The organism is Microlunatus antarcticus (assembly GCF_014193425.1).
GTDB lineage: Bacteria > Actinomycetota > Actinomycetes > Propionibacteriales > Propionibacteriaceae > Microlunatus > Microlunatus antarcticus.
On the sequence record NZ_JACHZG010000001.1, the window covers coordinates 3578186 to 3601755 of the forward strand.

Annotated in this window: 20 protein-coding genes and 1 pseudogene; 9 read left to right on the top strand and 12 right to left on the bottom strand. The window is 72.0% G+C overall.

All coding sequences use genetic code 11. The features are described 5' to 3' along the window. The first annotated feature begins 46 nt into the window (after window positions 1-46). The 4 genes from FHX39_RS16775 to FHX39_RS16790 all read left to right on the top strand — a co-directional run bounded on the left by FHX39_RS16775 (window position 47) and on the right by FHX39_RS16790 (window position 4146). Window positions 47-1045, top strand: a complete 999-nt coding sequence (locus FHX39_RS16775; RefSeq protein WP_198423446.1) for a D-ribose ABC transporter substrate-binding protein — start codon at window positions 47-49, stop codon at window positions 1043-1045. 81 nt (window positions 1046-1126) lie between these two features. Further along, a complete protein-coding gene (locus FHX39_RS16780) occupies window positions 1127-2863 on the top strand; it encodes a dihydroxyacetone kinase family protein (protein WP_183340294.1) in 1737 nt (578 codons plus the stop codon). A gap of 42 nt (window positions 2864-2905) precedes the next feature. Continuing rightward, complete coding sequence (locus FHX39_RS16785) at window positions 2906-3382, top strand: ribose-5-phosphate isomerase (protein WP_183340296.1); 477 nt, start codon at window positions 2906-2908, stop codon at window positions 3380-3382. 23 nt (window positions 3383-3405) lie between these two features. Beyond that, window positions 3406-4146, top strand: a complete 741-nt coding sequence (locus FHX39_RS16790; protein ID WP_198423447.1) for an HAD family hydrolase — start codon at window positions 3406-3408, stop codon at window positions 4144-4146. 109 nt (window positions 4147-4255) lie between these two features. Here the strand turns inward: FHX39_RS16790 and FHX39_RS16795 are convergent, their stop codons facing one another. The 7 genes and pseudogenes from FHX39_RS16795 to FHX39_RS16820 form a co-directional block, all read right to left on the bottom strand. Continuing rightward, complete coding sequence (locus tag FHX39_RS16795) at window positions 4256-4720, bottom strand: hypothetical protein (RefSeq protein WP_183340298.1); 465 nt, start codon at window positions 4718-4720, stop codon at window positions 4256-4258. Window positions 4721-4723: 3 nt separating this feature from the next. Next, window positions 4724-4933, bottom strand: a pseudogene (locus tag FHX39_RS22475) (DUF7662 domain-containing protein); the annotation flags it as partial. A 78-nt stretch (window positions 4934-5011) separates the two neighbouring features. Continuing rightward, the gene (locus tag FHX39_RS16800) at window positions 5012-6418 is read right to left on the bottom strand and encodes an ABC transporter substrate-binding protein (RefSeq protein ID WP_183340300.1); all 1407 of its coding nucleotides are present in this window, start codon (window positions 6416-6418) and stop codon (window positions 5012-5014) included. Then, complete coding sequence (locus FHX39_RS16805; RefSeq protein ID WP_183340302.1) at window positions 6415-7308, bottom strand: carbohydrate ABC transporter permease; 894 nt, start codon at window positions 7306-7308, stop codon at window positions 6415-6417. The genes FHX39_RS16800 and FHX39_RS16805 overlap by 4 nt, the downstream gene beginning before the upstream one ends. Further along, on the bottom strand, window positions 7308-8252 hold the full coding sequence (locus tag FHX39_RS16810) for a carbohydrate ABC transporter permease (protein WP_332836888.1): 945 nt from the start codon (window positions 8250-8252) through the stop codon (window positions 7308-7310). Before FHX39_RS16810 ends, FHX39_RS16805 begins: the two co-directional genes overlap by 1 nt. Before the next feature lie 70 nt (window positions 8253-8322). Continuing rightward, a complete protein-coding gene (locus FHX39_RS16815) occupies window positions 8323-8679 on the bottom strand; it encodes a VOC family protein (protein ID WP_183340304.1) in 357 nt (118 codons plus the stop codon). A gap of 82 nt (window positions 8680-8761) precedes the next feature. After that, complete coding sequence (locus tag FHX39_RS16820; RefSeq protein WP_332836889.1) at window positions 8762-9865, bottom strand: Fic family protein; 1104 nt, start codon at window positions 9863-9865, stop codon at window positions 8762-8764. A gap of 114 nt (window positions 9866-9979) precedes the next feature. Between FHX39_RS16820 and FHX39_RS21855 the strand changes: the two genes are divergently transcribed. Further along, window positions 9980-10858 carry an EamA family transporter gene (locus FHX39_RS21855; RefSeq protein WP_183340308.1) on the top strand — a complete coding sequence of 293 codons (879 nt, stop codon included), beginning with the start codon at window positions 9980-9982 and terminating at the stop codon, window positions 10856-10858. 40 nt (window positions 10859-10898) lie between these two features. Then, a complete protein-coding gene (mshA, locus tag FHX39_RS16830) occupies window positions 10899-12233 on the top strand; it encodes a D-inositol-3-phosphate glycosyltransferase (RefSeq protein ID WP_332836890.1) in 1335 nt (444 codons plus the stop codon). 7 nt (window positions 12234-12240) lie between these two features. On the opposite strand, the gene FHX39_RS16835 is transcribed toward mshA, so the two are convergent. From FHX39_RS16835 to FHX39_RS16845, 3 genes are all read right to left on the bottom strand, one after another. Beyond that, window positions 12241-12780: a universal stress protein gene (locus FHX39_RS16835; RefSeq protein WP_183340310.1), complete on the bottom strand. Its 540-nt coding sequence runs from the start codon at window positions 12778-12780 to the stop codon at window positions 12241-12243. 22 nt (window positions 12781-12802) lie between these two features. Then, window positions 12803-14275, bottom strand: a complete 1473-nt coding sequence (locus FHX39_RS16840; RefSeq protein WP_232530649.1) for an MFS transporter — start codon at window positions 14273-14275, stop codon at window positions 12803-12805. A gap of 130 nt (window positions 14276-14405) precedes the next feature. Then, window positions 14406-17375, bottom strand: coding sequence for a bifunctional [glutamine synthetase] adenylyltransferase/[glutamine synthetase]-adenylyl-L-tyrosine phosphorylase (locus tag FHX39_RS16845; RefSeq protein ID WP_183341643.1), 2970 nt, complete (start codon window positions 17373-17375; stop codon window positions 14406-14408). Between the two features lie 98 nt (window positions 17376-17473). On the opposite strand from FHX39_RS16845, the gene FHX39_RS16850 reads away from it, so the two are divergent. Continuing rightward, on the top strand, window positions 17474-18277 hold the full coding sequence (locus FHX39_RS16850; RefSeq protein WP_183340312.1) for a sterol carrier family protein: 804 nt from the start codon (window positions 17474-17476) through the stop codon (window positions 18275-18277). Between the two features lie 151 nt (window positions 18278-18428). Here FHX39_RS16850 and FHX39_RS16855 read toward each other — a convergent pair whose 3' ends face one another. Together FHX39_RS16855 and FHX39_RS16860 are read right to left on the bottom strand one after the other, a co-directional pair. After that, window positions 18429-19766 carry a glutamine synthetase family protein gene (locus FHX39_RS16855; protein ID WP_183340314.1) on the bottom strand — a complete coding sequence of 446 codons (1338 nt, stop codon included), beginning with the start codon at window positions 19764-19766 and terminating at the stop codon, window positions 18429-18431. A gap of 136 nt (window positions 19767-19902) precedes the next feature. Next, entirely contained in the window at window positions 19903-20406 is a 504-nt protein-coding gene (locus FHX39_RS16860; protein WP_183340315.1) for a hypothetical protein, read from the bottom strand. Window positions 20407-20488: 82 nt separating this feature from the next. On the opposite strand from FHX39_RS16860, the gene FHX39_RS16865 reads away from it, so the two are divergent. Next, a complete protein-coding gene (locus FHX39_RS16865) occupies window positions 20489-22531 on the top strand; it encodes an NAD(+) synthase (RefSeq protein WP_183340316.1) in 2043 nt (680 codons plus the stop codon). A gap of 97 nt (window positions 22532-22628) precedes the next feature. Beyond that, entirely contained in the window at window positions 22629-23549 is a 921-nt protein-coding gene (locus tag FHX39_RS16870) for a DUF2510 domain-containing protein (RefSeq protein ID WP_183340318.1), read from the top strand. The last annotated feature ends 21 nt before the right edge of the window (window positions 23550-23570 follow it).

Consider the following 23570-nt stretch of genomic DNA (forward strand, 5'->3'; position numbering starts at 1 on the left):
CCCGTCCAACCACCACCCCACCTGCACGCCACCGAAAGGAACATCGATGTTCAACCTCCGCCGGAGCGGTCCCCTGCTGACCGCCGCCGCCCTCATGGTCACCCTCGCCGCCTGCGGCGGTGGCGGCGACGCCCAGCCCGCCGCCTCCGCCAGCGCGGGGGGTGGCGCCCCCGCGGGCGGCACCATCGCGATCATCACCGTCGACCCGAGCAACCCGTACTGGAAGGCGGAGGCCGACACGGCCCAGGCCGCGGTGGAGAAGCTCGGCTACAAGGCCACGGTCTCGGCCAACAACAACGACCCCGAGACCCAGAACCAGCTGATCGAGACCGCCATCAACGACAAGGTCGCGGGCATCCTGCTCGACCCGGCCGGCGCCGACGAGAGCGTCGCCGCCGTGCAGAAGGCCGTGGACGCCAAGATCCCGGTCGTGCTCATCAACGCCGAGATCTCCAAGACCGGTCTGGCCAAGGCGCAGATCGTGTCGAACAACGCGCAGGGCGCCGGCCTCGGTGCCGAGGCGTGGGCCGAGGCGATGGACTACAAGGGCACCTACGTCGAGCTCTTCGGCAAGCCGAGCGACAACAACGCGCAGGTCCGCTCCGACGGCTACAAGTCGGTCATCTCGCAGTACCCCGACCTGAAGAAGGTCGGCCTGGAGATCGCGAACTGGGACCGCCAGACGGGCCAGGAGAAGATGGAGTCGCTGCTCAGCAAGAACCCTGACGTCAAGGGTGTCGTCGCCGGCAACGACGAGATGGCGCTGGGCGCGATCAACGCGCTCAAGGAGAAGGGCAAGCTCGACCAGGTCAAGGTGCTGGGCTTCGACGGCAACCAGGACGCGGTCGACGCGGTGAAGAAGGGCGAGATGGTCGCCACGGTCCTCCAGCCCATCGTGGAGGGCACGAACAAGGCCATCACCGAGCTCGACGGCGTCATCAAGAACGGTCAGACGGGGGTGCCCGACGAGAAGCAGGCGCTGGACTGCACCCTGATCAACAAGGACAACGCCGCTCAGGTGAACAACTTCCAGCTGAGCAGCTAGTCCGAGCGGGAGGTCCCGGGCCACCGGCTCGGGACCTCCCGCCCCAACCCGCTCCGTGCACCGCCGCCCCAGGAGATCCGCATGACCCACGTCTACGACGACCCCGCCGCCTTCAAGGACGACGTCCTGGTCGGTTTCGCCGCCGCCTACCCGACCTACGTCCAGCGCGTCCCCGGCTCCTCCGGCTTCGTGCGGGCGGGCGGGCCGCTCGAGGGCAAGGTCAGCCTCGTCCTCGGCGGCGGCTCGGGCCACTACCCCTCGTACAGCGGCACGGTCGGGACCGGGTTCGCCGACGGCGCGGTGCTCGGCGACCTGTTCGCCTCCCCGTCGGCCGAGCAGGTCTACCGGATCTGCAAGGCGGCCCACGGCGGCGCCGGGGTGGTCATGGGCTTCGGCAACTACGCCGGCGACCGGCTCAACTTCAAGGTCGCCGCCGACCGGCTCGAGGCCGAGGGCATCGACGTCCGGATCGTCTGGGTCACCGACGACATCGCCTCCGCCTCGCTCGACGAGCAGGAGAAGCGGCGGGGGATCGCGGGCACGTTCACCGTCTACAAGGTCGCCGGCGCGGCCGCCGAGGCCGGGCTCGACCTCGACGGCGTCGAGCGCGTCATGGCCAAGGCCAACGCCGCGACGTACTCCTTCGGCGTGGCCTTCGACGGCTGCACGATGCCGGGCGCGGACGAGCCGCTGTTCCACGTCGAGCCCGGCCAGATGGACTTCGGCCTCGGCATCCACGGCGAGCCCGGCATCACCTCCGACGCCTGGATGCCCGCCCCCGCCCTCGCGGCGCGGCTGGTGGAGACGGTGCTCGCGGAGCGCCCCGAGTCCGCCGACGGACGCGCGGCCGTCCTCGTCAACGGTCTGGGCGCCACCAAGTACGAGGAGCTCTTCGTCCTCTTCGCCTCCATCGCCCCCCTGCTCGAGCAGGCCGGCGTCACGCTGGTGCAGCCCGAGGTCGGGGAGCTCGTGACCAGCCTCGACATGGCCGGCTGCTCGCTCTCGGTCACCTGGCTGGACGACGAGCTCGAGGGCTACTGGACCGCGCCGGCCGACACCCCCGCCTACCGCCGCGGTGCGGCCACGACCAGCGAGCGCTTCACCCGGCACCTCGAGGTCACCGAGGAGACGCTCGAGACCCCGGTCGCCGAGTCGAGCGAGGACTCCCGCGCCGCGGCCGAGGTCGCCCGGCGCGCGGTCGCCGTGCTCAGCGCGACGGTCGAGGAGCACAAGGACGAGCTGGGCCGTCTCGACGCCATCGCCGGCGACGGCGACCACGGCATCGGCATGTCCCGCGGGGCGAAGGCCGCGACCGAGGCGGCGGACGCCTCGGGCGAGGCCGGGGGCGGCGTGCAGACCGTGCTGGCCGCCGCGAGCGCGGCCTTCGGCGACAAGGCCGGCGGGACCAGCGGCATCCTCTGGGGGCTGCTGCTCGACGGCGTCGGCCAGCAGCTCGGCGACGTCGACCGCGTGACCGACGAGGGCGTCGCGCACGCGGTGCAGAGCTCGGCGACGCGGCTGCAGGAGTTCAGCAAGGCCTCGCTCGGGGACAAGACGATGCTGGACGCGCTGTTCCCCTTCGTCGACGCCCTCGTCGGAGCCGTCGACGGCGGCACGCCGCTCGCGCAGGCCTGGCGGGACGCCGCGGTCGCGGCGACCGAGGCCGCCGACGCCACGGCCGCGCTCGTCCCCAAGATCGGTCGCGCCCGGCCGCTCGCCGAACGTAGCGTCGGCACCCCCGACCCCGGCGCGGTCTCCCTCGCGCTGATCGCCACGGCGATCGGCGGCGTCCTCGCCGACGCACCCGACCCGTCCTGACCCACCTCCTGATCCACAGCACCGCACGAAGAGAGGCTCACCATGGCTGACGGCATCCGTCTGCTGCTCGGCGGCGACAGCGCCGGCTACCACTACAAGGACGCGATCCTGGCCGACGCGCGTCAGGACCCGCGGGTCGCGAGCGTCGAGGACCTGGGCGTGAACGAGAGCGACCCGAAGGCGGGCACCTACCCGTCCGTGGCCATCGCCGCCGCGACCAAGATCATGGCCGGCGAGGCCGACCGGGCGATCCTCGTCTGCGGCACCGGCATCGGCGTCTCCATCGCCGCGAACAAGGTCAAGGGCATCCGCGCGACGGTCGCCCACGACTCGTTCAGCGTCGAGCGCTCGATCCTGTCCAACGACTGCCAGATCCTGACCATGGGCGAGCGCGTCATCGGTCTCGAGCTCGCCCGTCGGCTGGCGAAGGAGTGGCTCGGGTACGCCTTCGACCCCAGCAGCCACTCGAAGGCCAACGTCGACGAGATCGTCGACTACGAGGGCGCGGCGAGCGACTGACGCGAGAGCCTAGGATCCCCGACGTGGTCCCCACCCCCGCGGTCGACCGGCTCCGCGAGGTCCGGACCGTCCTCTGCGACGCCGACGGCAACCTCTTCCCGAGCGAGGAGCCGGCCTTCGTCGCGTCGAGCCAGGTGATCAACCGCTACCTCGCCGAGCACGGCGTCGACCGCCGGTACGGGGCCGAGGAGCTCCGGCTGGCCGCGACCGGCATGAGCTATCGCCTCGTCCTGGCCACGCTGGCCCGCGAGCACGGCCTGCCGGCCATCGGTCCCGACGAGCTCGAGCACTGGGTCCAGGTGGAGAAGGACGCCGTGACGGCGTACCTGAGCCAGGAGCTCCGTCCCGACCCGGACGTCCTGGGTCCCCTGGCCACGCTCGCCGAGCACCACGGCATCGCCGCGGTCAGCTCGAGCGCGGACGCGCGGATCGCCGCCTGCTTCGAGGTGACCGGGATGGCGGGCTGGTTCCCGCCCGAGCGGCGCTTCAGCGCCGAGGACTCGCTCGCGGTGCCGACGAGCAAGCCCGACCCCGCGATCTACCGCTACGCGCTCCACGTCCTGGGGCTGGCGCCCGCGGAGGCCGTGGCGGTGGAGGACTCCGGCACCGGCGCCACCTCGGCCGTAGCGGCCGGCATCCCGACGCTGGGGAACCTGCAGTTCGTGCAGCCCGCCGAGCGCGAGGAGCGACGGCGGCTGCTGCTCAACGTCGGAGTCACCGCCGTCGTCGAGAGCTGGTCCGAGGTCGTCGACCTCCTCGTCTGATCGACCTCTGCTTCCCACCGCGTAAATCGTTGCCAGGAGGTGGCGAGGACATCGCTTTGCGCGCAGTTGGAGGAGGTTCAATGCGTACCGTTCCCGGTCGTGAGAAGGGTCAGCGGAACTGACGCCTCTGCGCCTCGACCAGGGCGAGGACGTCATCGTCCTGAAGCTGCACGACCTCGAGGCACACGCCCATCTGCCGGATCGCGGCCCCTTGCCAGGAGGTACCGCGGAGGTGCTTGACGGCGGCCTCGTCGCTGACGCAGAGGAACAGACCTGCAGGACGTGGCGAGAGCCACGTAGCAGCCCACTGCAGTTTGGCAGCGTCGTTGACGAGCTTGTACTTCTGCGCCACCTTGGCCGTTCCTTGGTGAGCCCAGCACTCGACCAGCACGGAGTTGTTCGTTGCGACGCCGTCCACATCGATGAACGCGCCGTCCGGCGAGTGCAGGCGACGTGGCGCAAGCGTGATGCCGAGCTTCTGCTGCAGCAGCGTCAGCATCAGCATCTCGACCCGCCGCTGCTCGCTCGAGTCACCGGCAGCCGTGGACGTCTCGACCGCCTCGCCGACTCTCACGAAGGTGACCGACTCTCCGACTTTGGTCTCGGCTCTCGTGAATCCTGCTTCTTTCCAGGCTCGTACGTGGGGTCTGTCACCCGACCACCACGCTCGGTGGTCGGTGGCACTCGCGGGCAGGCCCCCCACTATGTCGTTCAGCTCGGACCAGCCAAGGACGACAGTCGGACCCGCGCTGCGCAGGTACTGACTCAGGGCACTCCAGTCGGCCAACTCCCTACCTCCCCCTCGCGATCACGTCGAAAAGGTCAGTAGTGCTGCGCTTCTTGGCGCAGCCCTGCCGGCCTGCGGTCAGGAGCCGCCGACCGACTCGTTGTAGCTGGCGACCGACTCCGCCACGTTTTCCTGGACCGTCACCAGGGAGGTCTTCGGGTCCTTGCCGATGAGCGCACGTTCCAGGCCCTCCTCCAGCGCCTTGCGCATCTGCGGCATGGGACCGGCGGCGCAGCCCGTCGTGGCCGGCGACACCTCGGTCTTGTCGAGCGAGTCGATGGCGACCTGGAACAGCGGGTTCGCCGCGACGAACTCCTTGTCCACGGGCTCGTCCAGGGCCTTGTCGGTCAGCGGGAAGTAGCCGGTCTGCGTGTGCCACTCGGCCTGGGAGTCCGGCTGGGCCAGGAACTTCGCCAGCTGCCACGAGGCCTCCTTCTCGGCCTCGCTGTGCCCGGGGCCGGAGATCCACAGGCTGCCGCCGCCGATCGAGGGGCCGTTACCGGGCTTCACGGTCCCCGACACCACCGGGTACGCCGCGGCGCCGAGCTCGAACTTGCCCTTCGCCGCAGTCGTGAAGCCCTTCACCTGGCCGGTGGACTCCAGCGTCATCGCCGTCTGGCCCGCCTTGAACGCGTCCTGCGCGTCCTTCGACACGCGGCCCGTGTTCACGGCCAGCCCGTCCGCGACCATCTTCTGCCACCACTCGACGGCCTCGGTGATGGTCGGCGAGGCCATGTTCGCCGCGGTGACGCGCTGCCCCGTACGGCCGTTGTCGGCGTTGCAGAACGCCTCGCCGTTGGTCGCCGCGAACTGCTCGAGGAACCACCCGTAGATCGCCGCGCCGAACCCGTACGCGACCGGCCCGCCGTTGACCTTGCTCAGCTTCTCCGCGGCGGCGCGGATCTCGGCGAGGTTCTGCGGCGGCTTGTCGGGGTCGAGGCCGGCCGCGGCGAAGGCCGTCTTGTTGTAGTAGAGCAGCGGGACGGAGCTGTTCAGCGGCATCGACCACTGGGTGCCGCCGACCGTGTACGTACCGGCGATGTTCTTCTGGATGGCGCCGAGGTCGTAGCCGTCGCGCTGCGCGAAGCCCGCGACCGGCACCACCTCGCCGGAGTCGACCATGAACTGCGTGCCGATGTCGTAGATCTGGATGACCGACGGCGTCGTGCTCGACTGCACCGACGCCTTGTACTTGGTGATGGCGGTGTCGTAGTCGCCCTGGAAGATCGGCTTGACGACGATCTTGCCGGCGTGGGCGGCGTTGAACTTGTCCACGAGCGCGTTCAGCGCGACGCCGTTGCCGGCGTCCATCGAGTGCCAGAAGGTGACCGTCGTGACGCCGGTCGCCGTGTCCACCGCGTCCGCGGCCGGGACGTCGAGGTTGCCCTCGGGACGACCGGCGCCGCAGCCCGCGACGACGACGAGGAGCAGGACGCCGAGCGCGGCGAGCAGCCGGCGGACGACCGGCACGCGCACGGCGCTCACCGGCCTGACCCCGCCGTGAGCCCGCGGACGATGAAGCGCTGGCCGAAGAGCACCAGGGCCAGCGTGGGCAGCAGCGCGAGCACGACGCCGGCGAGCACCATGCCGGGGTCGTTCGCGTCCACGGACTGGAGCTGGGCGATGCCGATCTGGATCGTCTGGTTCTCCGGCGCCTGGGTGATCAGCAGCGGCCAGAAGTACATGTTCCAGGCGGACAGGAACGACCACACCCCCAGCGCGGCGATCGTCGGGCGGGTCAGCGGCACGAGGATCCGCCAGAGGAAGCCGAAGCTGCCGACCCCGTCGACGCGGGCGGCGTCGCGCAGCTCCATCGGGAAGGTGAGGAACGCCTGCCGCAGCAGGAACACCCCGAAGCCGGCCGCGAGGTAGGGCAGCGCGAGGGCGGCGACGGTGTTGATCAGCCCGAGCTCGGCCATGGCCAGGTAGTTCGGGATGATGATCGCCTCCCAGGGGATCATCATCGTGCTCAGCAGCAGCGCGAACCAGAAGCGCCGGCCGCGGATCCGCAGGAAGACCAGCGCGTACGCGGCCAGGACGCTGGTGACCAGCTGCCCGACCACGACGAGCACGGCCACGGCGGCCGAGTTCAGGTACTGGCGGGCGAGCGGGATGACCTCGAGGGCGTTGGCGTAGTTCTCGGCGACGAAGCCGCTGACCGGCCAGAGCCGGGGCGGGAAGGTGTTGATGTCGCTCGGGCTCATGAAGCTGCCGACCAGGCCGTAGTAGACCGGGAAGAGCAGGACCAGGAAGAGCACGCCGAGCAGCACGTAGTTGAGGACGCGGCCGCCGCCGGAGCGGTGCCGGGCGGACGTGGGACGGCGGGCGGCGGGTGGCCGCGCGGCGGTCGGGGCCGGGGAGGTCGCGGTGGCCATCAGGAGTAGAACACCTTCCGCTGGAGGAACCCGAACTGGAACGCGGTGATCGCCAGCACCACGACCAGCAGGACGATCGCCTGGGCCGAGCCGGCGCCGAAGTTCGAGTTGTTGTTGGCGAACGCCACGTCGTAGATCGAGTAGACGAGCGTCTGCGTCGAGCGGTCGGGTCCCCCGCGGGTCAGGATGTGGATCTGGCCGAAGCTCTGCAGCGCCTGGACCGTTCCGGTGACGGCGAGGAAGAACAGCTGCGGGCTGATCAGCGGCAGGACCACCCCGGTCTGCAGCCGCAGCCCCGAGGCCCCGTCGAGCCGGGCGGCCTCGAGCACGTCGTCCGGCACGGCGCCGAGCCCGGCGGACAGGACGAGCAGGTTGTAGCCGACCTGCATCCACACCGACGTCGCCGCGACGGCGAGCAGCGCGGTCGACGGCTCGGTCAGCCAGCCGACGGGAGCGACGCCGACGTACGAGAGCAGGCCGTTGACCACGCCGGTCGCGGGGTTGAGCATCACGCCGAAGACGACCGCGGCCGTGGCCACGGAGAAGGCGAAGGGCAGTGCGAAAGCCGTGCGGAAGAAGCGCACCGCCCGGATCCGCTCCTGCAGGGCGAGGGCGAGCACCAGCCCGATGAGGATGCTCGGGATCACCGTGAGCAGCGTGAAACCGAGGGTCACCAGGAGCGTCTTGCCGAAGCCGGGGTCGGTGAAGAGGTCGGTGTAGTGCTCCACCCCGACGAAGCCGCGCGGACGGCCGAAGAGGTCGCTGCGCTGGAACGAGAGGTAGATCGAGCGCCCGAGCGGGAAGAAGAAGAACGCGACGAACACGACCAGCGCGGGGACCAGGTAGACGACGGCGCCCCACGACCCCGGCTCGCGCCGGGACCGCGGGCGTCGGGCCTCGCCGACCTTGCCCACCGCTGCCGGGGTGGGCGCCGTCGTCGTCACCGCTCCGCCTCGGGCGGGTCGGTCACGATTCTTTCGAGGTCCAGCATCCGCCGGACGCTACACCGCGGGGTCAGTCCGCCGGCGGCGCGTACAGCTGCAGGTCGTTGCCCTCGGAGTCCTTGAACGGCGCGATCCGACCCCACGGGTGGTCGCTGATGCCGCCGGTGAAGGTCACGCCCTCGGCCTGCAGACGCTCGACCTCGGCGTCGATCCCACCCTCGGGCGTGAAGGTGATGACCGCGCCGCCGTCGGCGTGCGCCGACGTGCCCTCGCGGGCGTTGAGCCCGATGGTCAGGTTGCCGGCGTCCACCTCGCTCCACTCCGGGGTCTCCTTGCCCACCTCGAAGTGCAGGGTCTCGCCGTAGAACTTCTTCGCCCGGTCCATGTCGTCCACGGGCACCCACACGGTTGCGACTGACTTCGCCATCGTTCCTCCTCGGATCTCGTTGCTGTCCCCGGAACCTTGCCCACTCCGGGTCCGGTCAGACAGGGCGTCGACCCCACAGTGCTCAGGCGTCGAGCTCCTCCAGCTCGTCACGGAGCAGCACCTCGAGGAAGCGGTGGTTGACGAACAGCCGTTCCCGACCGGTCCGCCGCTCGGACAGCACGTCGGCGCCGACCAGGTCCGACAGCCAGGCCGTGGCGGTCGGTCGTGAGACCTCGCACCGCTCCACCACTGTCTTGATGCGGACGTACGGCTGCTCGAACAGCAGAGTCAGAAAGGTCGCGTCCCGCCCCCCACGGGTCACGGTCCGCGCACGCTCGGATACCTCGTCCTGGATCGTCCGGATGCCGGAGATCTTGATCAGGGTCGACCGGGCCGTCAGCTCGACGGCGCGCAGCACGTAGAGGATCCAGTCCTCCCATGCCTCCTCGCTCGTGACCGCGTTCAGGAGCCGGTAGTACTCGCTCTTGTGCCGGATGAGGTACCGCGACAGGTAGAGCACAGGCTCGGCGATCAACCCCTCCTCGACCAGCGCGAGGATGTTGACGATGCGGCCCGTCCGCCCGTTCCCGTCGTGGAACGGGTGGATCGCCTCGAACTGGTAGTGCGCGATCGCCATCCGCACCAGCGGGTCGAGACCGAGGGCGTCGTCGTGGAGGAACCGTTCCCAGTTCGCCAGCTTGTCGGAGATGACGTCGAACCCCTCGGGCGGGGCGTAGACGACGCGGCGCGTCGCCGGGTTGGCGATCCTGGTCCCCGACATCCGACGGATCGTCATGTCGACGTCCTTGATGCGCGAGCACACCGCCGTGGCGGTGCCGAAGGTCAGCGGACGTCGAACGAGCGCGGAGACCCCCTCGTAGAGGGCCGCGCGGTAGCGGAGCGCCTCCTTGGTGGCGTGGCCTCCCACCTCGTCGCTCTCCGCGTAGCGGAACAGCTCGTCCGCGGTCGTGACGATGTTCTCGATCTCCGAGCTCGCCTGAGCCTCCAGCAGGGTCGCCGCGTTGAGCAGCACGGCGGGGTTCGGCAGGAGACGAGCCGCCTGGTCGAGCGCCGCCAGAGCTGCCCGCGCCGCGATCGTCGCCTTCAGGACAGCACGGGTCTCCTGCTCCCCCGTGGGGGGCAGCAGCGGGAGGTCGTCGTAGGGCACCTCGGGGTCCCAGTTCACGGAAGATCTCCTTCGTCGTGCAGCAGACATGTAAAGAATCGACCCAAACGTTTACATGTCACCGTGGATGTGGCAAGAAGATTTCGTCGAGCGCCGCCCCCCTACCCTGACGCCGTGCTCTTCGTCGTCCTTGCGGGTGTATCGGGCCTCGTCTGGGGCGTCGGGGACTTCGCGGGCGGCAAGGCGACGCAGCGGGCGGGCGCGCTCCCGGTCGTGTGGCTGTCCAAGCTCTTCAGCCTGCCGCTCCTGGCGCTCTACCTGGTCCTGCTCCCCACCCGCCCCGACCCCGGCGGCCTCGCCTGGGGCGCCCTGGCCGGGGTCTTCGGGGCGGTGGGCGTGGTCGTCTTCTACCGTGCGCTGTCGGCCGGGGCGATGACGGTGGTCGCACCGGTCGCCTCCGTCACGTCGGCGGCGATCCCCGTCGTGGTCGGCCTCGCCTCCGGCGAACGTCCCGGCCCCGTGGCGCTGACCGGCGTCACGTGCGCGCTGGTGGCGATCGCGCTGGTCAGCCTCGCTCCCCCGCGGCCGGGGGTCGTCTCGGTCGTCACCGGTCGGCTCGTCGGCCAGGCCGTCGTGTCCGGCGTCGGCTTCGCGCTCTTCTTCGTCTTCCTCGCCCGCGCCAACGTGGCCGCCGGCGGCGACGCCGGGCTCTGGCCCATCGCGAGCGCGCAGCTCGCCGCCCTCGTCCTGACCGGCACGCTCGTCCTGGTGTCGCGCTCCAGGCGCTCGTCGGGCCCCGGGACGCGCCTGTGGCCGGGCGGCCGCTCGCTGGCCTGGAGCGCGGTCGCCGGCCCCCTCGACATGTCCGCGAACGCGCTGTTCCTGGTGGCGACCCGCTACGGCGACCTCAGCCTGGTGGCGCCGCTCGCCGCGCTCTACCCGGTGACCACCGTGCTGCTCGCGGTGGTCGTCGACCGTGAGCGGCTGCGCCCGCTGCAGGTCGTCGGCCTGGTGCTGGCCCTGGCCGCCCTGCTGCTCGTGAGCCGGCCCTAGGCGGACGCCGCGCGGCACTACGCTGGGCCGGTCAGGCGGCGTGGCCGCGAGCACCCGGTCCAGCACCGGCAGGGAGACGGGCGGCGGCGTGGACGTGTCGGTGGACTACCCCCGGCGCGTCGCGATGATCAGCCTCCACACCTCCCCGCTCGCCGTGCCCGGCGTCGGTGACGCCGGCGGGCTCAACGTGTACGTCGCCGAGGTCGCCCGACGCCTCGGCGAGCGCGGGCTGCAGGTCGACGTCTTCACCCGCGACGACGGTTCCGCGCCGGCCGAGGTCGTCGAGGTCACCGACAACCTCCGGGTCGTCCACGTCCCCGCCGGGCCGCGGGGGCCGGTGGCCAAGGAGGACCTGCCCGACCTCGTGCCGGAGTTCGCCGACCGGCTCGAGGCGCGGGGCTCGGCGTACGACCTCGTGCACAGCCACTACTGGTTGTCGGGGATGGTCGGGCTCGCCCTGCGCCGCCGCCACGGCCTCCCGCTGGTCCACACCATGCACACGATGGCCCGGGTCAAGAACGTCAGCCGCCCCGCGGCCGGACCCACCGAGCCCGACCTGCGCGGGCTGGGCGAGACGCAGATCGTCTCCGGCGCCGAGGTCCTGACGGCCAACACGACCGACGAGGCCGCCGACCTGGTCCGCGCATACGGGGCCCGCCCGGACAAGATCGCCGTGGTCCCGCCGGGGGTCGACCTGCACACCTTCCACCCGTGCGACCAGCAGCAGTCCCGCGAGCTGCTGGGCGTCGACCCCGAGGCGCAGGTCGTGCTCTTCGTCGGCCGGATCCAGCCGCTCAAGGCGCCCGACGTCCTGATCCGCGCGGTGGCACGCCTGGTCGAGCGCGAGCCACGGCGCCGCGAGCACCTCCGCCTGATCGTCATCGGCAGCGCCAGCGGGCCCGACGCGGGCTGGTCGGGGACGCTCGCCCCGCTCGCCGCCGGGCTGGGCGTCGCCGACCTCGTCGAGCTCCGGCCGGCCGCCGAGCGCTCCGAGCTCTTCCGCTACTACTGCGTGTCCGACGTGGTCGGCGTCCCCTCGTACAGCGAGTCGTTCGGCCTGGTGGCGCTCGAGGCCCAGGCCTGCGGGCGCCCGGTCGTCGCTACCGACGCCGGCGGTCTGCGCCACGCGGTGCACGACGGCCACACGGGTCGTCTCGTCGACGGCCATGACACCGACGCCTGGGCCGACGCGCTCGCCGAGCTGCTCGACCACCCGGCCGAGCGCGCCCGCCTGGGCGCCAACGCGGCCGCCCACGCCTCCCGCTTCAGCTGGTCCACGACCGCCGCCGCCACGCTCGAGGCCTACGGCGACGCGCTGAAGGCCGCCCGCAGGCAGGCCTTCATGACCGGCGCCTGGTTCGAGCGCGGCAGGTAGTCGCGCGTCAGCGGCTCACGGGTCGCTGGTACCCGGGTCGCCCGGCGGTGCCGGCGGCGGCGAGGACGTTCCGGCCGACCGCTCCCGCCACGCGGCTGAGCACGGTCGGCGGCTCGCCCGAGAGGTGCGGCGGCATGACCACGACCGGGCAGGACGCGGCGTAGATCAGCCGGTGCGCGAACATCGGGCCCGCCAGCAGCTGGCGCGGGGCGTCGACCACGAGCAGGTCGGCCTCCTCGGCCGCCTTCAGCAGCACCCCGAACTTGCTGCCGCGGACCAGGCGCACCTCGGCGCCGTGGTCCTCGCCAAGGGTGGCGGCGACGTCGCGCTCGAGCCGTGCGCGCGCCTCCTCCTCCACGTCACCTGCCTGGGAGATCCGGCCGGCGGGCGTGCCGGACGGCGTCGCCTGGGGGTTGGGCAGGCGCCAGGCCCGGACCGCGACGACGCGGCCGTGGCTCCCGGCCTGCGCGCGGGCCCAGTCGAGCGCGGTCGGGGACTTCGACGTCGCGCTGACGCCGACGACGACGGTGTACGGACGATCGGCCATCTCGCTGCTCCTCCCTCGGGACCTAGACCGGCAGCTTGGTCAGCTGGTTGCCCTGCTCGTCGTACGTGCTGAGCGGCGGGGCGATGTCCTCCAGCGCCTTGCCCTCGGCGTCGACGCCGAACTTGAACGCCACCAGACCGCCGATGAGCATGATCACCGAGGCGCCGACGTAACCCCAGAACAGCGGGCCGCGCTCGACCCCGCCGCCGATCAGCGCGCCGAAGATCAGCGGGCCGACGGCGCCGAAGAGCTGGGCGATGGAGAAGAAGTACGAGATGGCCTGCCCGCGCACCTCGAGCGGGAAGATCTCCGACACCGTCAGGTAGCCGGCCGAGGCGCCCGCGGAGGCGAAGAAGAACGACAGGCACCAGAGCGCGGTGTGCGTGCCGGCCGAGAGCAGGTCGGCCTTGAAGAGCAGGGCGGAGACGAAGAGCACCGCCGCGGCGATCGAGTACGAGCCGCCGATCATCTTGCGCCGACCGACGGTGTCGAAGAACCGGCCGAGCAGCAGCGGCCCGAGCAGGTTGCCGATGGCGAAGGGGAAGAAGTACAGCGCGGCGCTCGAGGACGTCTTGCCGTAGAAGTTCTGCAGCACCAGCGACGAGGTGAAGAAGATCGCGTTGTAGAGGAACGACTGCGTGATCATCAGGGTCAGGCCCAGCAGCGTCCGCGTGGGGTACAGCTTGAAGAACACGTAGCGCAGCTGCTTGAACGTGACGCCCTCGTGCGCCTTGATCCACCAGCCCTGGGACTCGTCGAGGTGCGGCGTCTCCTGCCCGTTGGCGCGGACGGACTGCTCGATGCCGTCGACGATGCGTTCCGCCTCCTCGCCGCGGCCGTGCGTGACCAGCCAGCGGGGGCTCTCCGGGATGTGGCGGCGCAGGAAGATGATGATCAGGCCGAGGACCGGGCCGATGAAGAAGGCGATGCGCCAGCCGATGTTCTCGGCGAAGCGGTCGGTGTCGAGCAGGTAGAAGCTGCCGAGCGACCCGAGCACGGCGCCGGCCCAGTAGGTGCCGTTGATCGCCAGGTCGACGCGCCCGCGGTACTTGCCCGGCATGAGCTCGTCGATGGCGGAGTTGATCGCGGAGTACTCGCCGCCGATGCCCATGCCGGCCACGAAGCGGAAGAACCACAAGAACCCGACGTTGGGCGAGAAGCCGGCCAGGCCGGACCCGATCAGGTAGACGAGCAGCGTGATGATGAAGAGCCGCTTGCGGCCCAGCTTGTCGGTCAGCCGGCCGAAGAACAGGGCGCCGACGACCTGCCCGACCAGGTAGACCGTGGCCGTCGCCCCGACCTGGGCGTCCGACATCCCCAGGTCCTTGGCGTAGCCGGCCGAGGCGACGATCTGGATCTCCAGACCGTCGAGGATCCAGGCCGTCCCCAGGCCGAAGATGACCATCCAGTGGAACTTCGACCAGGGCATCTTGTCCATGCGGACGGGGATCAGGCTCCGGACGGGCCGGTCCTCGGTCTGTGCTGGTGATGACATCGTCGGCACCTTCCCTTCGCCCGCGAGAGAGCCCTCGGCTCTTCATGTCGGCGGAGAAGTTACTCCTGGACGCGGGTACATCGTTGGGCGGGCTATGCGGCGCCCGCCCGGGCCGCGGGCCGGACCGGCCTCAGCCGAGACCCCAGAAGACCCGGTCCACCACCGCACGCGCCCGACGCGTGACCCGCCGGTAGTCGGCGAGCAGGTGGGACGACTCCCCCGGCCCGTAGCCGAGGAGCTCGGCCAGGGAGGCCAGGTCCCGGGTGTCGCCGGGGATCGAGTCCGACGCGCGGCCGCGCATCAGCATGATCGAGTTCCGGATCCGGCTGGCCAGGAGCCAGGCCTCCTCGAGCTGCCCGGCGTCGAGGGGGTCGACGAGGCCGGCGTCGCGCAGCGCCCGCAGCGCCACGATCGTCTGGGTCGACCGCAGCGCGGGCAGCCGGTGCGCGTGCTGCAGCTGCAGCGTCTGCACCGTCCACTCGACGTCGGCCAGCCCGCCCGGGCCGAGCTTGGTGTGCCGTTCCGGGTCGGCGCCGCGCGGCAGCCGCTCCGCCTCGACCCGGGCCTTGAGCTTGCGGATCTCGACGAGCTGGCCGTCGGTCAGACCGTCCTCGGGCCACCGGCGGCGGTCGATCTCGGCCATCAGCCCGGCCCCGACCTCGGGGTCGCCGGCCAGGGCGTCCGCGCGGACCAGCGCCTGCAGCTCCCAGGTCGAGGACCAGCGCTGGTAGTAGTTCCGGTAGGCCGCGAGCGAGCGGATGAGCGCCCCGCCCTTGCCCTCGGGCCGCAGGTCCGCGTCCACCGCCAGCGCCGGGTCGGCACCGGGCCGGCTCAGGAGCTTGCGGAGCTGGGCGATGACGGCCGCCGCCGCCTTGGTCGGGTCCTCCGCCGAGGGCTCACCGTCGCGGGGGTCCGCCATGACGAACATCGCGTCCGCGTCGGAGGCGTACGAGAGCTCGCGCCCGCCCCAGCGACCCATCGCCACGACCGCGATCCGCGGGACCGCCCCGTCGGCGTCGGCCCGGACGGTCTCGAGCGCCGCGTCGATCGTCGCCGACGTGACGTCGCTCAGGGCCTCGCCGACCTCGAGCACGTCGATCTCGCCGAGCACGTCGGCGGCCGCGACGCGGAAGAGCTCGCGCCGGCGGATGGCCCGTACGGCCTCGACCGCCGCCGCGCTGCCCGACTGGCGCCGCGCCGCCGAGAGCATCTCGCTGCGGATCTCGGCCAGGGGCCGGGGCTGCAACCGCGACTCCGACGCGAGCATCTGGACGGTCTGGGGGGCTCGGGTCAGGAGCGAGACCGCGTACCGGCTGCTCGCGAGGATCCGGGCGAGACGTTCCGCCATGGCGCCCTCGTCGCGCAGGGCGCGGAGGTACCAGGGCGTCGAGCCGAGCGCCTCGGACACCTGCCGGAAGGCGAACAGCCCGGCGTCGGGGTTGGGCGCCTCGGCGAACCAGCCGAGCATGGCCGGGAGGAGCTGGCGCTGGATGCCGGCCTGCCGGCTGACGCCCTGGCTGAGCGCCGCGATGTGGCGCAGCGCGGCCGCGGGGTCGTCGTAGCCGAGCGCCTGCAGCCGGTCCTCGGCCGACCGCGTGGTGAGGCGCAGCTCGCTGGTCGGGATGCGGGCGACCGCCTCGAGGAGCGGGGAGTAGTAGAGCCGCTCGTGCAGGCGCCGGACGCCTGCGGCCACGTGCCGCCACGTCGACAGCAGCTCGGCGACGGGCTCGGGGTAGCCGAGCGAGCGCCCGATCCGCCGCAGGTCCTCCTCGGCCTCGGGCAGCACGTGCGTACGACGGAGGCGGTAGAGCTGGATCCGGTGCTCGAGCACGCGGAGGAAGCGGTACGACAGCGCCAGCGTCTTGCCGTCCTCGCGGCCGACGTACCCGCCCTCGACGAGCAGCTTGAGCGCGGGCAGGGTGGCCCGGACGCGCAGGGACTCGTCGACCCGGCCGTGCACGAGCTGCAGCATCTGCACCGAGAACTCGACGTCGCGCAGACCGCCCTCCCCCAGCTTGAGCTCGCGGCCCGCGTCGCGCGCGGGGATGTGGGCGACGACCCGGCGCCGCATCGCCTGGGTGTCGTGGACGAAGCCCTCCCGCTCCGCCGCGCGCCAGACGTACGGCGTGACGACCTCGACGAACTCGGCCCCGAGCGCGAGGTCGCCCGCCGCGGGACGGGCCTTGAGCATCGCCTGGAACTCCCAGGTCTTGGCCCAGGTGGAGTAGTACTTCGCGTGGCTCGACAGGGTGCGGACCAGCTGGCCGGCCTTGCCCTCCGGGCGCAGGGCGGCGTCGACCTCCCAGATGGTCCCGGCGGCGGTGTGGGCGGAGCAGATCCGGGTCATCTCCGCGGCCATCCGCGTGGTCAGGCTGACCGCGCGGTCGGTGGGGATCAGCGGCTCGCCGTCGGCGTCACGCACGGGCTCGGCGACGAAGAGGACGTCGACGTCGCTGAGGTAGTTCAGCTCCTGGGCCCCGGTCTTGCCGAGCGCCACCACGGCGAGCCGGGTGAGCAGCGCCTCGGGCCCGACCTTGGCCCGCGCGATCGAGAGCGCCGCCACCAGGGTCGCGTCGGCCAGATCGGAGAGCTCGTCGGCGACGCCGTCGACCGCCTCGATCGGCTCCGGGGCGCAGAGGTCGCGCGCGGCGATCCTCAGCAGCGCGGCGCGGTAGGCCAGCCGCATCGCGTCGCCGACCAGGTCGGTGGCCACCGGCACCGACGCCTCCGGGTCCGCGCCCACCGCGCGCAGCAGCTCCGCACGGAGGTCGGCGGCCGACGTCCGGGTCAGCCGACCGGTCAGGGCCTCGACCAGCTCGGGGTGCGCGACGAGGTGCTGGCCGAGCGCCAGGCTCGCGCCGACGACGGCGACGAGGTGGGAGCAGAGCTGCCGGTCGGCGACCAGGCGGTCGAGCAGCGCCGGGTCGGCGTCGTTCAGGCGGTCGAGGGTCGCCAGCGCGAGGTCCGGGTCGGCCGCCTGCCCGATCGTGCCCAGCAGCTCGAGCTGGTGCAGCGACCAGGGGGCGAGTCGGCGTTCGGCGCCGGCCGCGTCGGAGAAACCCCGCCGCGCCAGCGCGCCCTGCGCCGTCTCGATCCTCATCACGCTGCGATGTTACGGACGTGCGACACGCACGGCGGCCAGACCCGGGTACGTTCCGTGGGCCTGTCGAAGGGTCGGAGCTGGGGAAGAGGGTCGTGGTGCGGACGCGGAAGACACCGGGCGAGGCCCTGGTCGAGCAGAGCTGGGCCCTCCACGACTGGCTCGACGGGCTGGAGCCGGAGGCGTTCGCCCGCCCAACCGTGCTGGAGGGCTGGGACGTCCACGCACTGCTGGCGCACCTCGTCCAGATCGTCCAGGGGCTGCTCGACGACCTCGGCCGGCCCAGCGGGCTGACGCCGCTGACGAACGAGGTGCTGGTCTCCCGCTACGCCGCGGGGGCCGCGCGGATCGAGGCGCGCGAGGTCGCCCTCGCGACGCAGCACGACGCGTCGCAGCTGCTCGGGCTGCTCGCGTCGGCGCTCGGCCAGGCCGAGTCGAGGCTCGCACCCGGCGCCGGGCTGCCGGCCACGGTCGCCTCGGCCGAGGGACCGGTCAGCGCCGACGACCTCGTCGCCACGCGCGTCGTCGAGCTGGTGGTCCACGCGGACGACCTGTCCCGCAGCCTCGCCGAGCACGAACCCGTACCCCTGCTGCGCCCCGCGCTCGGCGTCGCCTCCCGGGCGCTGGCGGGCATCCTCGCCGACCGCTTCCCGGGGCGTTCCGTGGAGGTCCGCGTGCCCCCGTACGCGGCGGTGCAGTGCTCGGCCGTCCGCGACGGCGTGCTCGACCCCGGTCCCACCCACACCCGAGGGACCCCGCCCAACGTCGTGGAGACCGACGCGGTCACGTTCTTCCGGCTCTGCACCGGGCGCACGGCGTGGGACGACGCGCTCAGGTCCGGCGTGATCGCCGCCTCGGGCCTGCGCGCGGACCTGTCCGAGATGGTGCCGCTGCTGGCGTGAGCGGTCATGCTCGTCGGCGCCCGAGCGAGCGGGACGTCGGAGCGGACGGGCTCAGAGCGGACGGTGAAGGAGGCCATACGTACGACCGGCGCGAGCCGCCCTTGACCGGGAGCGACGAAGAGCCGGCGATCGGCCCACCCGTCGCAGGTGCTCACAACACAGGTAACAGCCGCTCGAGCTCCTGCGGAGTGACCTGTCGGCGGTACTCGGCGAACTCAGCGCGCTTGTTGCGCAGGAAGAAGTCGAAGACGTGGTCGCCCAGCGTCTCGGCGACGAGCTCGGAGCTCTCCATCGCGCGGATCGCCTCGTCGAGGTTGCGCGGGAGCGGGGCGATGCCGAGCGCCTGGCGCTCACGCTCGGTGAGCGACCAGACGTCGTCCTCGGCCCCGTCGGGGAGCTCGTACTCGCCCTCGATGCCGGCCAGCCCGGCGGCGAGGGTGACGGCGAACGCCAGGTACGGGTTGGCCGCGGAGTCGATCGAGCGCAGCTCGACGCGCGCCGACGACGCCTTGTTCGGCTTGTACATCGGCACCCGGACGAGCGCGGACCGGTTGTTGCGGCCCCAGCAGACGTAGCTCGGCGCCTCGCCGCCACCCGCCATCCGCTTGTACGAGTTCACGTACTGGTTGGTGACGGCGCTGATCTCCGACGCGTGCCGCAGCAGGCCGGCGATGAAGTGCCGTGCGACCTTGGACAGGTGGTTCTCGGCGCTCGCGTCGTAGAAGGCGTTGTTGTCGCCCTCGAAGAGCGACATGTGCGTGTGCATCGCCGAGCCGGGCCAGTCGGTCGCCGGCTTGGGCATGAACGAGGCGTGGATGCCCTGGCTGAGCGCGACCTCCTTCACCACGACCCGGAAGGTCATGATGTTGTCCGCCGTCGACAGCGCGTCGGCGTAGCGCAGATCGATCTCCTGCTGGCCCGGGCCCGCCTCGTGGTGGGAGAACTCGACCGAGATGCCCATCTGCTCGAGCATCGTGATGGCCTTGCGGCGGAAGTCGCTGCCGGTGCTCTGCGGGGTGTGGTCGAAGTAGCCCGAGTGGTCCACCGGCTCGGGCGTGACGCCGGGCAGCAGCGGGTCCTTGAAGAGGTAGAACTCGACCTCGGGGTGGGTGTAGAAGGTGAAGCCGAGGTCGGCCGCCTTGCCCAGTGCCCGCTTGAGGACGTAGCGCGGGTCGGCGTAGCTCGGGGAGCCGTCCGGCATCGAGATGTCGCAGAACATCCGCGCCGTCGCCGGCTTGGAGTCGCGCCACGGCAGGATCTGGAACGTCGCCGGGTCGGGGTGGGCGATCATGTCCGACTCGTAGACCCGGGCGAAACCCTCGACCGCCGAGCCGTCGAAGCCCATCCCCTCGGCGAAGGCCCCCTCGAGCTCGGCCGGCGCGATCGCGACCGACTTCAGGAAACCGAGGACGTCGGTGAACCACATCCGTACGAACCGGACGTCCCGCTCTTCGATCGCGCGGAGCACGAACTCCGTCTGCTTGTCCACCGGGTCAGTGTGCCTGCCCCGGCGTAACACTCTGATTACAGGGGTGACGGGAGCGGCTGAGACCTCTACCTCGCAGGGAAGTGGTCGGTGCGCGCTCGCTGTGCGGCCCGCAGAGGACCCGGGCCGACCAGTTCTCTCAGGAGAGCTGTCCAGTCCCCTGCCCGCGCCGCAGCCGGTGGACCAGGGCCGTCAGGCCGAGGAACGGCAGGAGCAGGGCCGTCAGGTAGACGGGCAGGAAGAGCAGGAGCAGGACCGCGGTCGAGCTCTCGTCGACGTTCATGCCGATCAGCGACAGGACGAGGGTCACGGTGAAGAGCACGCAGGTGACCGCGACGACGGGCATCCCTCGGGGCCAGAACCGGGCGGCCAGCAGGACGAGGACGGCGAGCGCCGCGGGAGCCATGAGGTTCCACGCGGTGCTGACCAGCGTGTACGGGAGGTCACCGAGGACCTGGGCCCTTGTGGCGCCCGGGTCGAGGTTGACGATGCCGAGGTAGACCATCTCGCCGACGACGAAGGCCGCGGACGCCAGCGGGAACAGCAGCAGCCGACCCCGGAGGCCCGGCCCGTCCAGACGGTGGAGCCACGAGCTCCGCGTGCGCGGGGCGCTGCTGACCGTCGGGCTGCTCGAGGGCGACATGACCCATCATCGCCCGCCAGGTGCCCGCGGGCGTCGACCCGGGTGAGCCGGACGCCCGAGCGGGGGCTGAGAGACTGACGCCGTGAACTTCGCCTCGGTCTACGACCAGGGCTACGTCCGCGTCGCCGCGTGCGTGCCCACCGTCGCCCTCGCCGACCCGCGGACCAACGCGGCCGCGGTCGCCGAGCTGCTGCGGGCCAGCGCGGACGAGGGCGTCGGGGTCGCGGTCTTCCCCGAGCTGGCGCTCACGGGCTACTCGATCGAGGACCTCCTGCTGCAGGAGACCGTGCTCGACGAGGTGGAGGTCGCGGTCGGCGAGCTCGTCGCCGCGTCGGCCGGCCTCGCGACCGTCTGCGTCGTGGGCGCCCCGCTGCGGCACGGGAACCGCCTGCTGAACTGCGCCGTCGTGATCCACCGCGGCGCGGTCCTCGGGGTGGCGCCGAAGTCGTACCTGCCGACGTACCGCGAGTTCTACGAACGTCGCCACTTCGCCCCCGGCGACGACCGCCGGGGTGGGTCCATCACCCTCGGCGGCCAGACCGTCCCGCTCGGCCCGGACCTCCTCTTCACCGCGACCGACGTGCCCGGCCTGACCTTCCACGTCGAGGTCTGCGAGGACCTGTGGGTGCCGGTGGCCCCGAGCGCCGAGGCCGCGCTGGCCGGCGCGAACCTGCTGCTCAACCTCTCCGGCAGCCCGATCACCGTCGGCCGCGCGGAGGACCGCCGGCTCCTCGTCCGCTCGCAGTCCGCGCGCTGCCTGGCGGCGTACGTCTACACCGCCGCCGGGCCGGGCGAGTCCAGCACGGACCTGTCCTGGGACGGCCAGACGATGGTCTACGAGCTCGGCCAGCTGCTGGCCGAGACGGACCGCTTCCCCGACGGACCGCGGCGGGCCGTCGCCGACGTCGACCTCCTGCGGCTGCGCCAGGAACGTCTCCGACAGGGCACGTTCGACGACAACCGCCGCACCCTCGACGCCCGGGGTGGGCGGGAGTTCCGCACGGTCACCTTCACACTCGACCCCCCGCGTGGCGACCTCGGACTGCGGCGCAGCCTGGACCGCTTCCCCTTCGTGCCCGACGACGTCGACCGCCTCGCGCTCGACTGCTACGAGGCGTACAACATCCAGGTCACCGCGCTCGCCCAGCGCCTCGTCGCCATCGGCAACCCCCAGATCGTCATCGGCGTCTCGGGCGGGCTCGACTCGACCCACGCGCTGATGGTCGCGGCCAAGGCGATGGACCGCCTCGGCCGCCCGCGCACCGACATCCTCGCCTTCACGCTGCCGGGCTTCGCGACGAGCGCGGCCACCAAGGACAGCGCGACGCGGCTCTCGCTGGCCCTGGGGGCGACGTTCGCCGAGATCGACGTCCGCCCGGCGGCGGAGAAGATGCTGACCGACATGGGTCACCCGTTCGCCGACGGGCACCCCGTCTACGACGTCACCTTCGAGAACGTCCAGGCCGGCCTGCGCACCGACTACCTCTTCCGCCTGGCCAACCAGCGCAACGGCATCGTGCTGGGCACCGGCGACCTGTCCGAGCTCGCCCTGGGCTGGTGCACGTACGGGGTCGGCGACCAGATGTCGCACTACGCGGTCAACGCCGGCGTGCCCAAGACGCTCATCCAGCACCTGATCCGCTGGGCGATCGGCAACGGCGAGTTCGACGCCGACACGAACGGGGTCCTGAGCACGATCCTGGCGCAGGAGATCAGCCCCGAGCTCGTGCCCGTCGCCGAGGGCGAGCGGCCGCAGAGCACCGAGGCCAAGATCGGCCCGTACGCGCTGCAGGACTTCACGCTCTTCCACGTGCTGCGCTACGGCTTCCCGCCCAGCCGCATCGCCTTCCTCGCCCAGCACGCCTGGTCCGACCCGGACGTCGGCGCCTGGCCGCCCGGCTTCGACGGGGTGCGGACGGCGTACGACCTGGTCACGATCCGGCACTGGCTCGAGGTCTTCTGCCAGCGGTTCTTCGCCACGAGCCAGTTCAAGCGGTCGGCCATCCCCAACGGCCCGAAGGTCGTCGCGGGCGGCGCACTGTCCCCGCGCGGGGAGTGGCGGGCACCCTCCGACGGCAACGCCCGCGCCTGGCTGGCCGAGCTCGACCGGAACGTCCCGCGCTGAGCCGGCGAGGCTGAGCTCGGCGGGGCAGACCCGGCGAGACGGTCGCCGCGTGCGCGTCGGTGCGCTGCCGACCCCCGCCCGCGGCTAGCGTTCGGGGGTGTCGACCCCCGGCTGGTACCCCGACCCCGGAGGCCGGAGCGGCCACTTCCGCTTCTGGGACGGGCAGACCTGGGCGCCGACCACCACCGCGAACCCCGCGCCGACCGCCCCCGGCGGTCCGTCCGGCCCGCCGCCCCGGGGTCCGCGACGCCCCGTCGGTCGCTGGCTGCTCGTGGGTGCCGTGCTGCTCGTCGTGCTGGCGGTGGTGGGCGCCCTCGTGGTGCGCAACGGGAACCGCACCATCGTCGACCACGGTCCCGCCCCGTCGACCACAACTGGCGGCGGAGACATCTCCCCCGCCGAGACCCCGTCGCTCGCGCCCACGCCGATCCCGAGCAGCCCGAGCCCCGAGAGCCCCACCCCGAGCCCGTCGCCGAGCGCCGAGGCCTGCCCGGTGGGCAACCCGTTCGCGCGCCAGGACTACGCCCGGGACGGCCGCGTGCACGGCGGCGGGCTGTCGTTCCCCCGCCAGTCCGGCTGGGAGGAGCCGGGCGAGCAGGTCAGCTCCTTCACCTGGGCGTACGACGTGGGCGAGACCGACGTCCGGGTCGAGCCGCAGTGGTACGCCTCGTACGCGGTCGGCGCGGTGTCGGTGGCCGACGGCTTCGAGGACCCGCGCAGCGCGGCCGAGCTGGCCATGCGCTGCAGCGTCGGCTCCGCCCTCTATCGCGACGTGACCAGCCGGACCGACCTCGTGAACGAGGAGACGACCGTGGACGGCTACCCGGCCTGGACGCTGCGCTCGGAGATCCGCGTCGCGGACGACCGCACGACCTCCGAGGGCGACACCGTCCAGATCACCGTCGTCGACCAGGGGTCGGGCGAGGCGCTGTCCTTCTTCTGGGGCTGTGCGCCGATCGGCGACCCGGCCTTCACCGACCGGCTCGACCAGGTGGCGCAGCAGCTCAGCGTCGGCTGAAGACCGCTCAGGTCGAGAGGC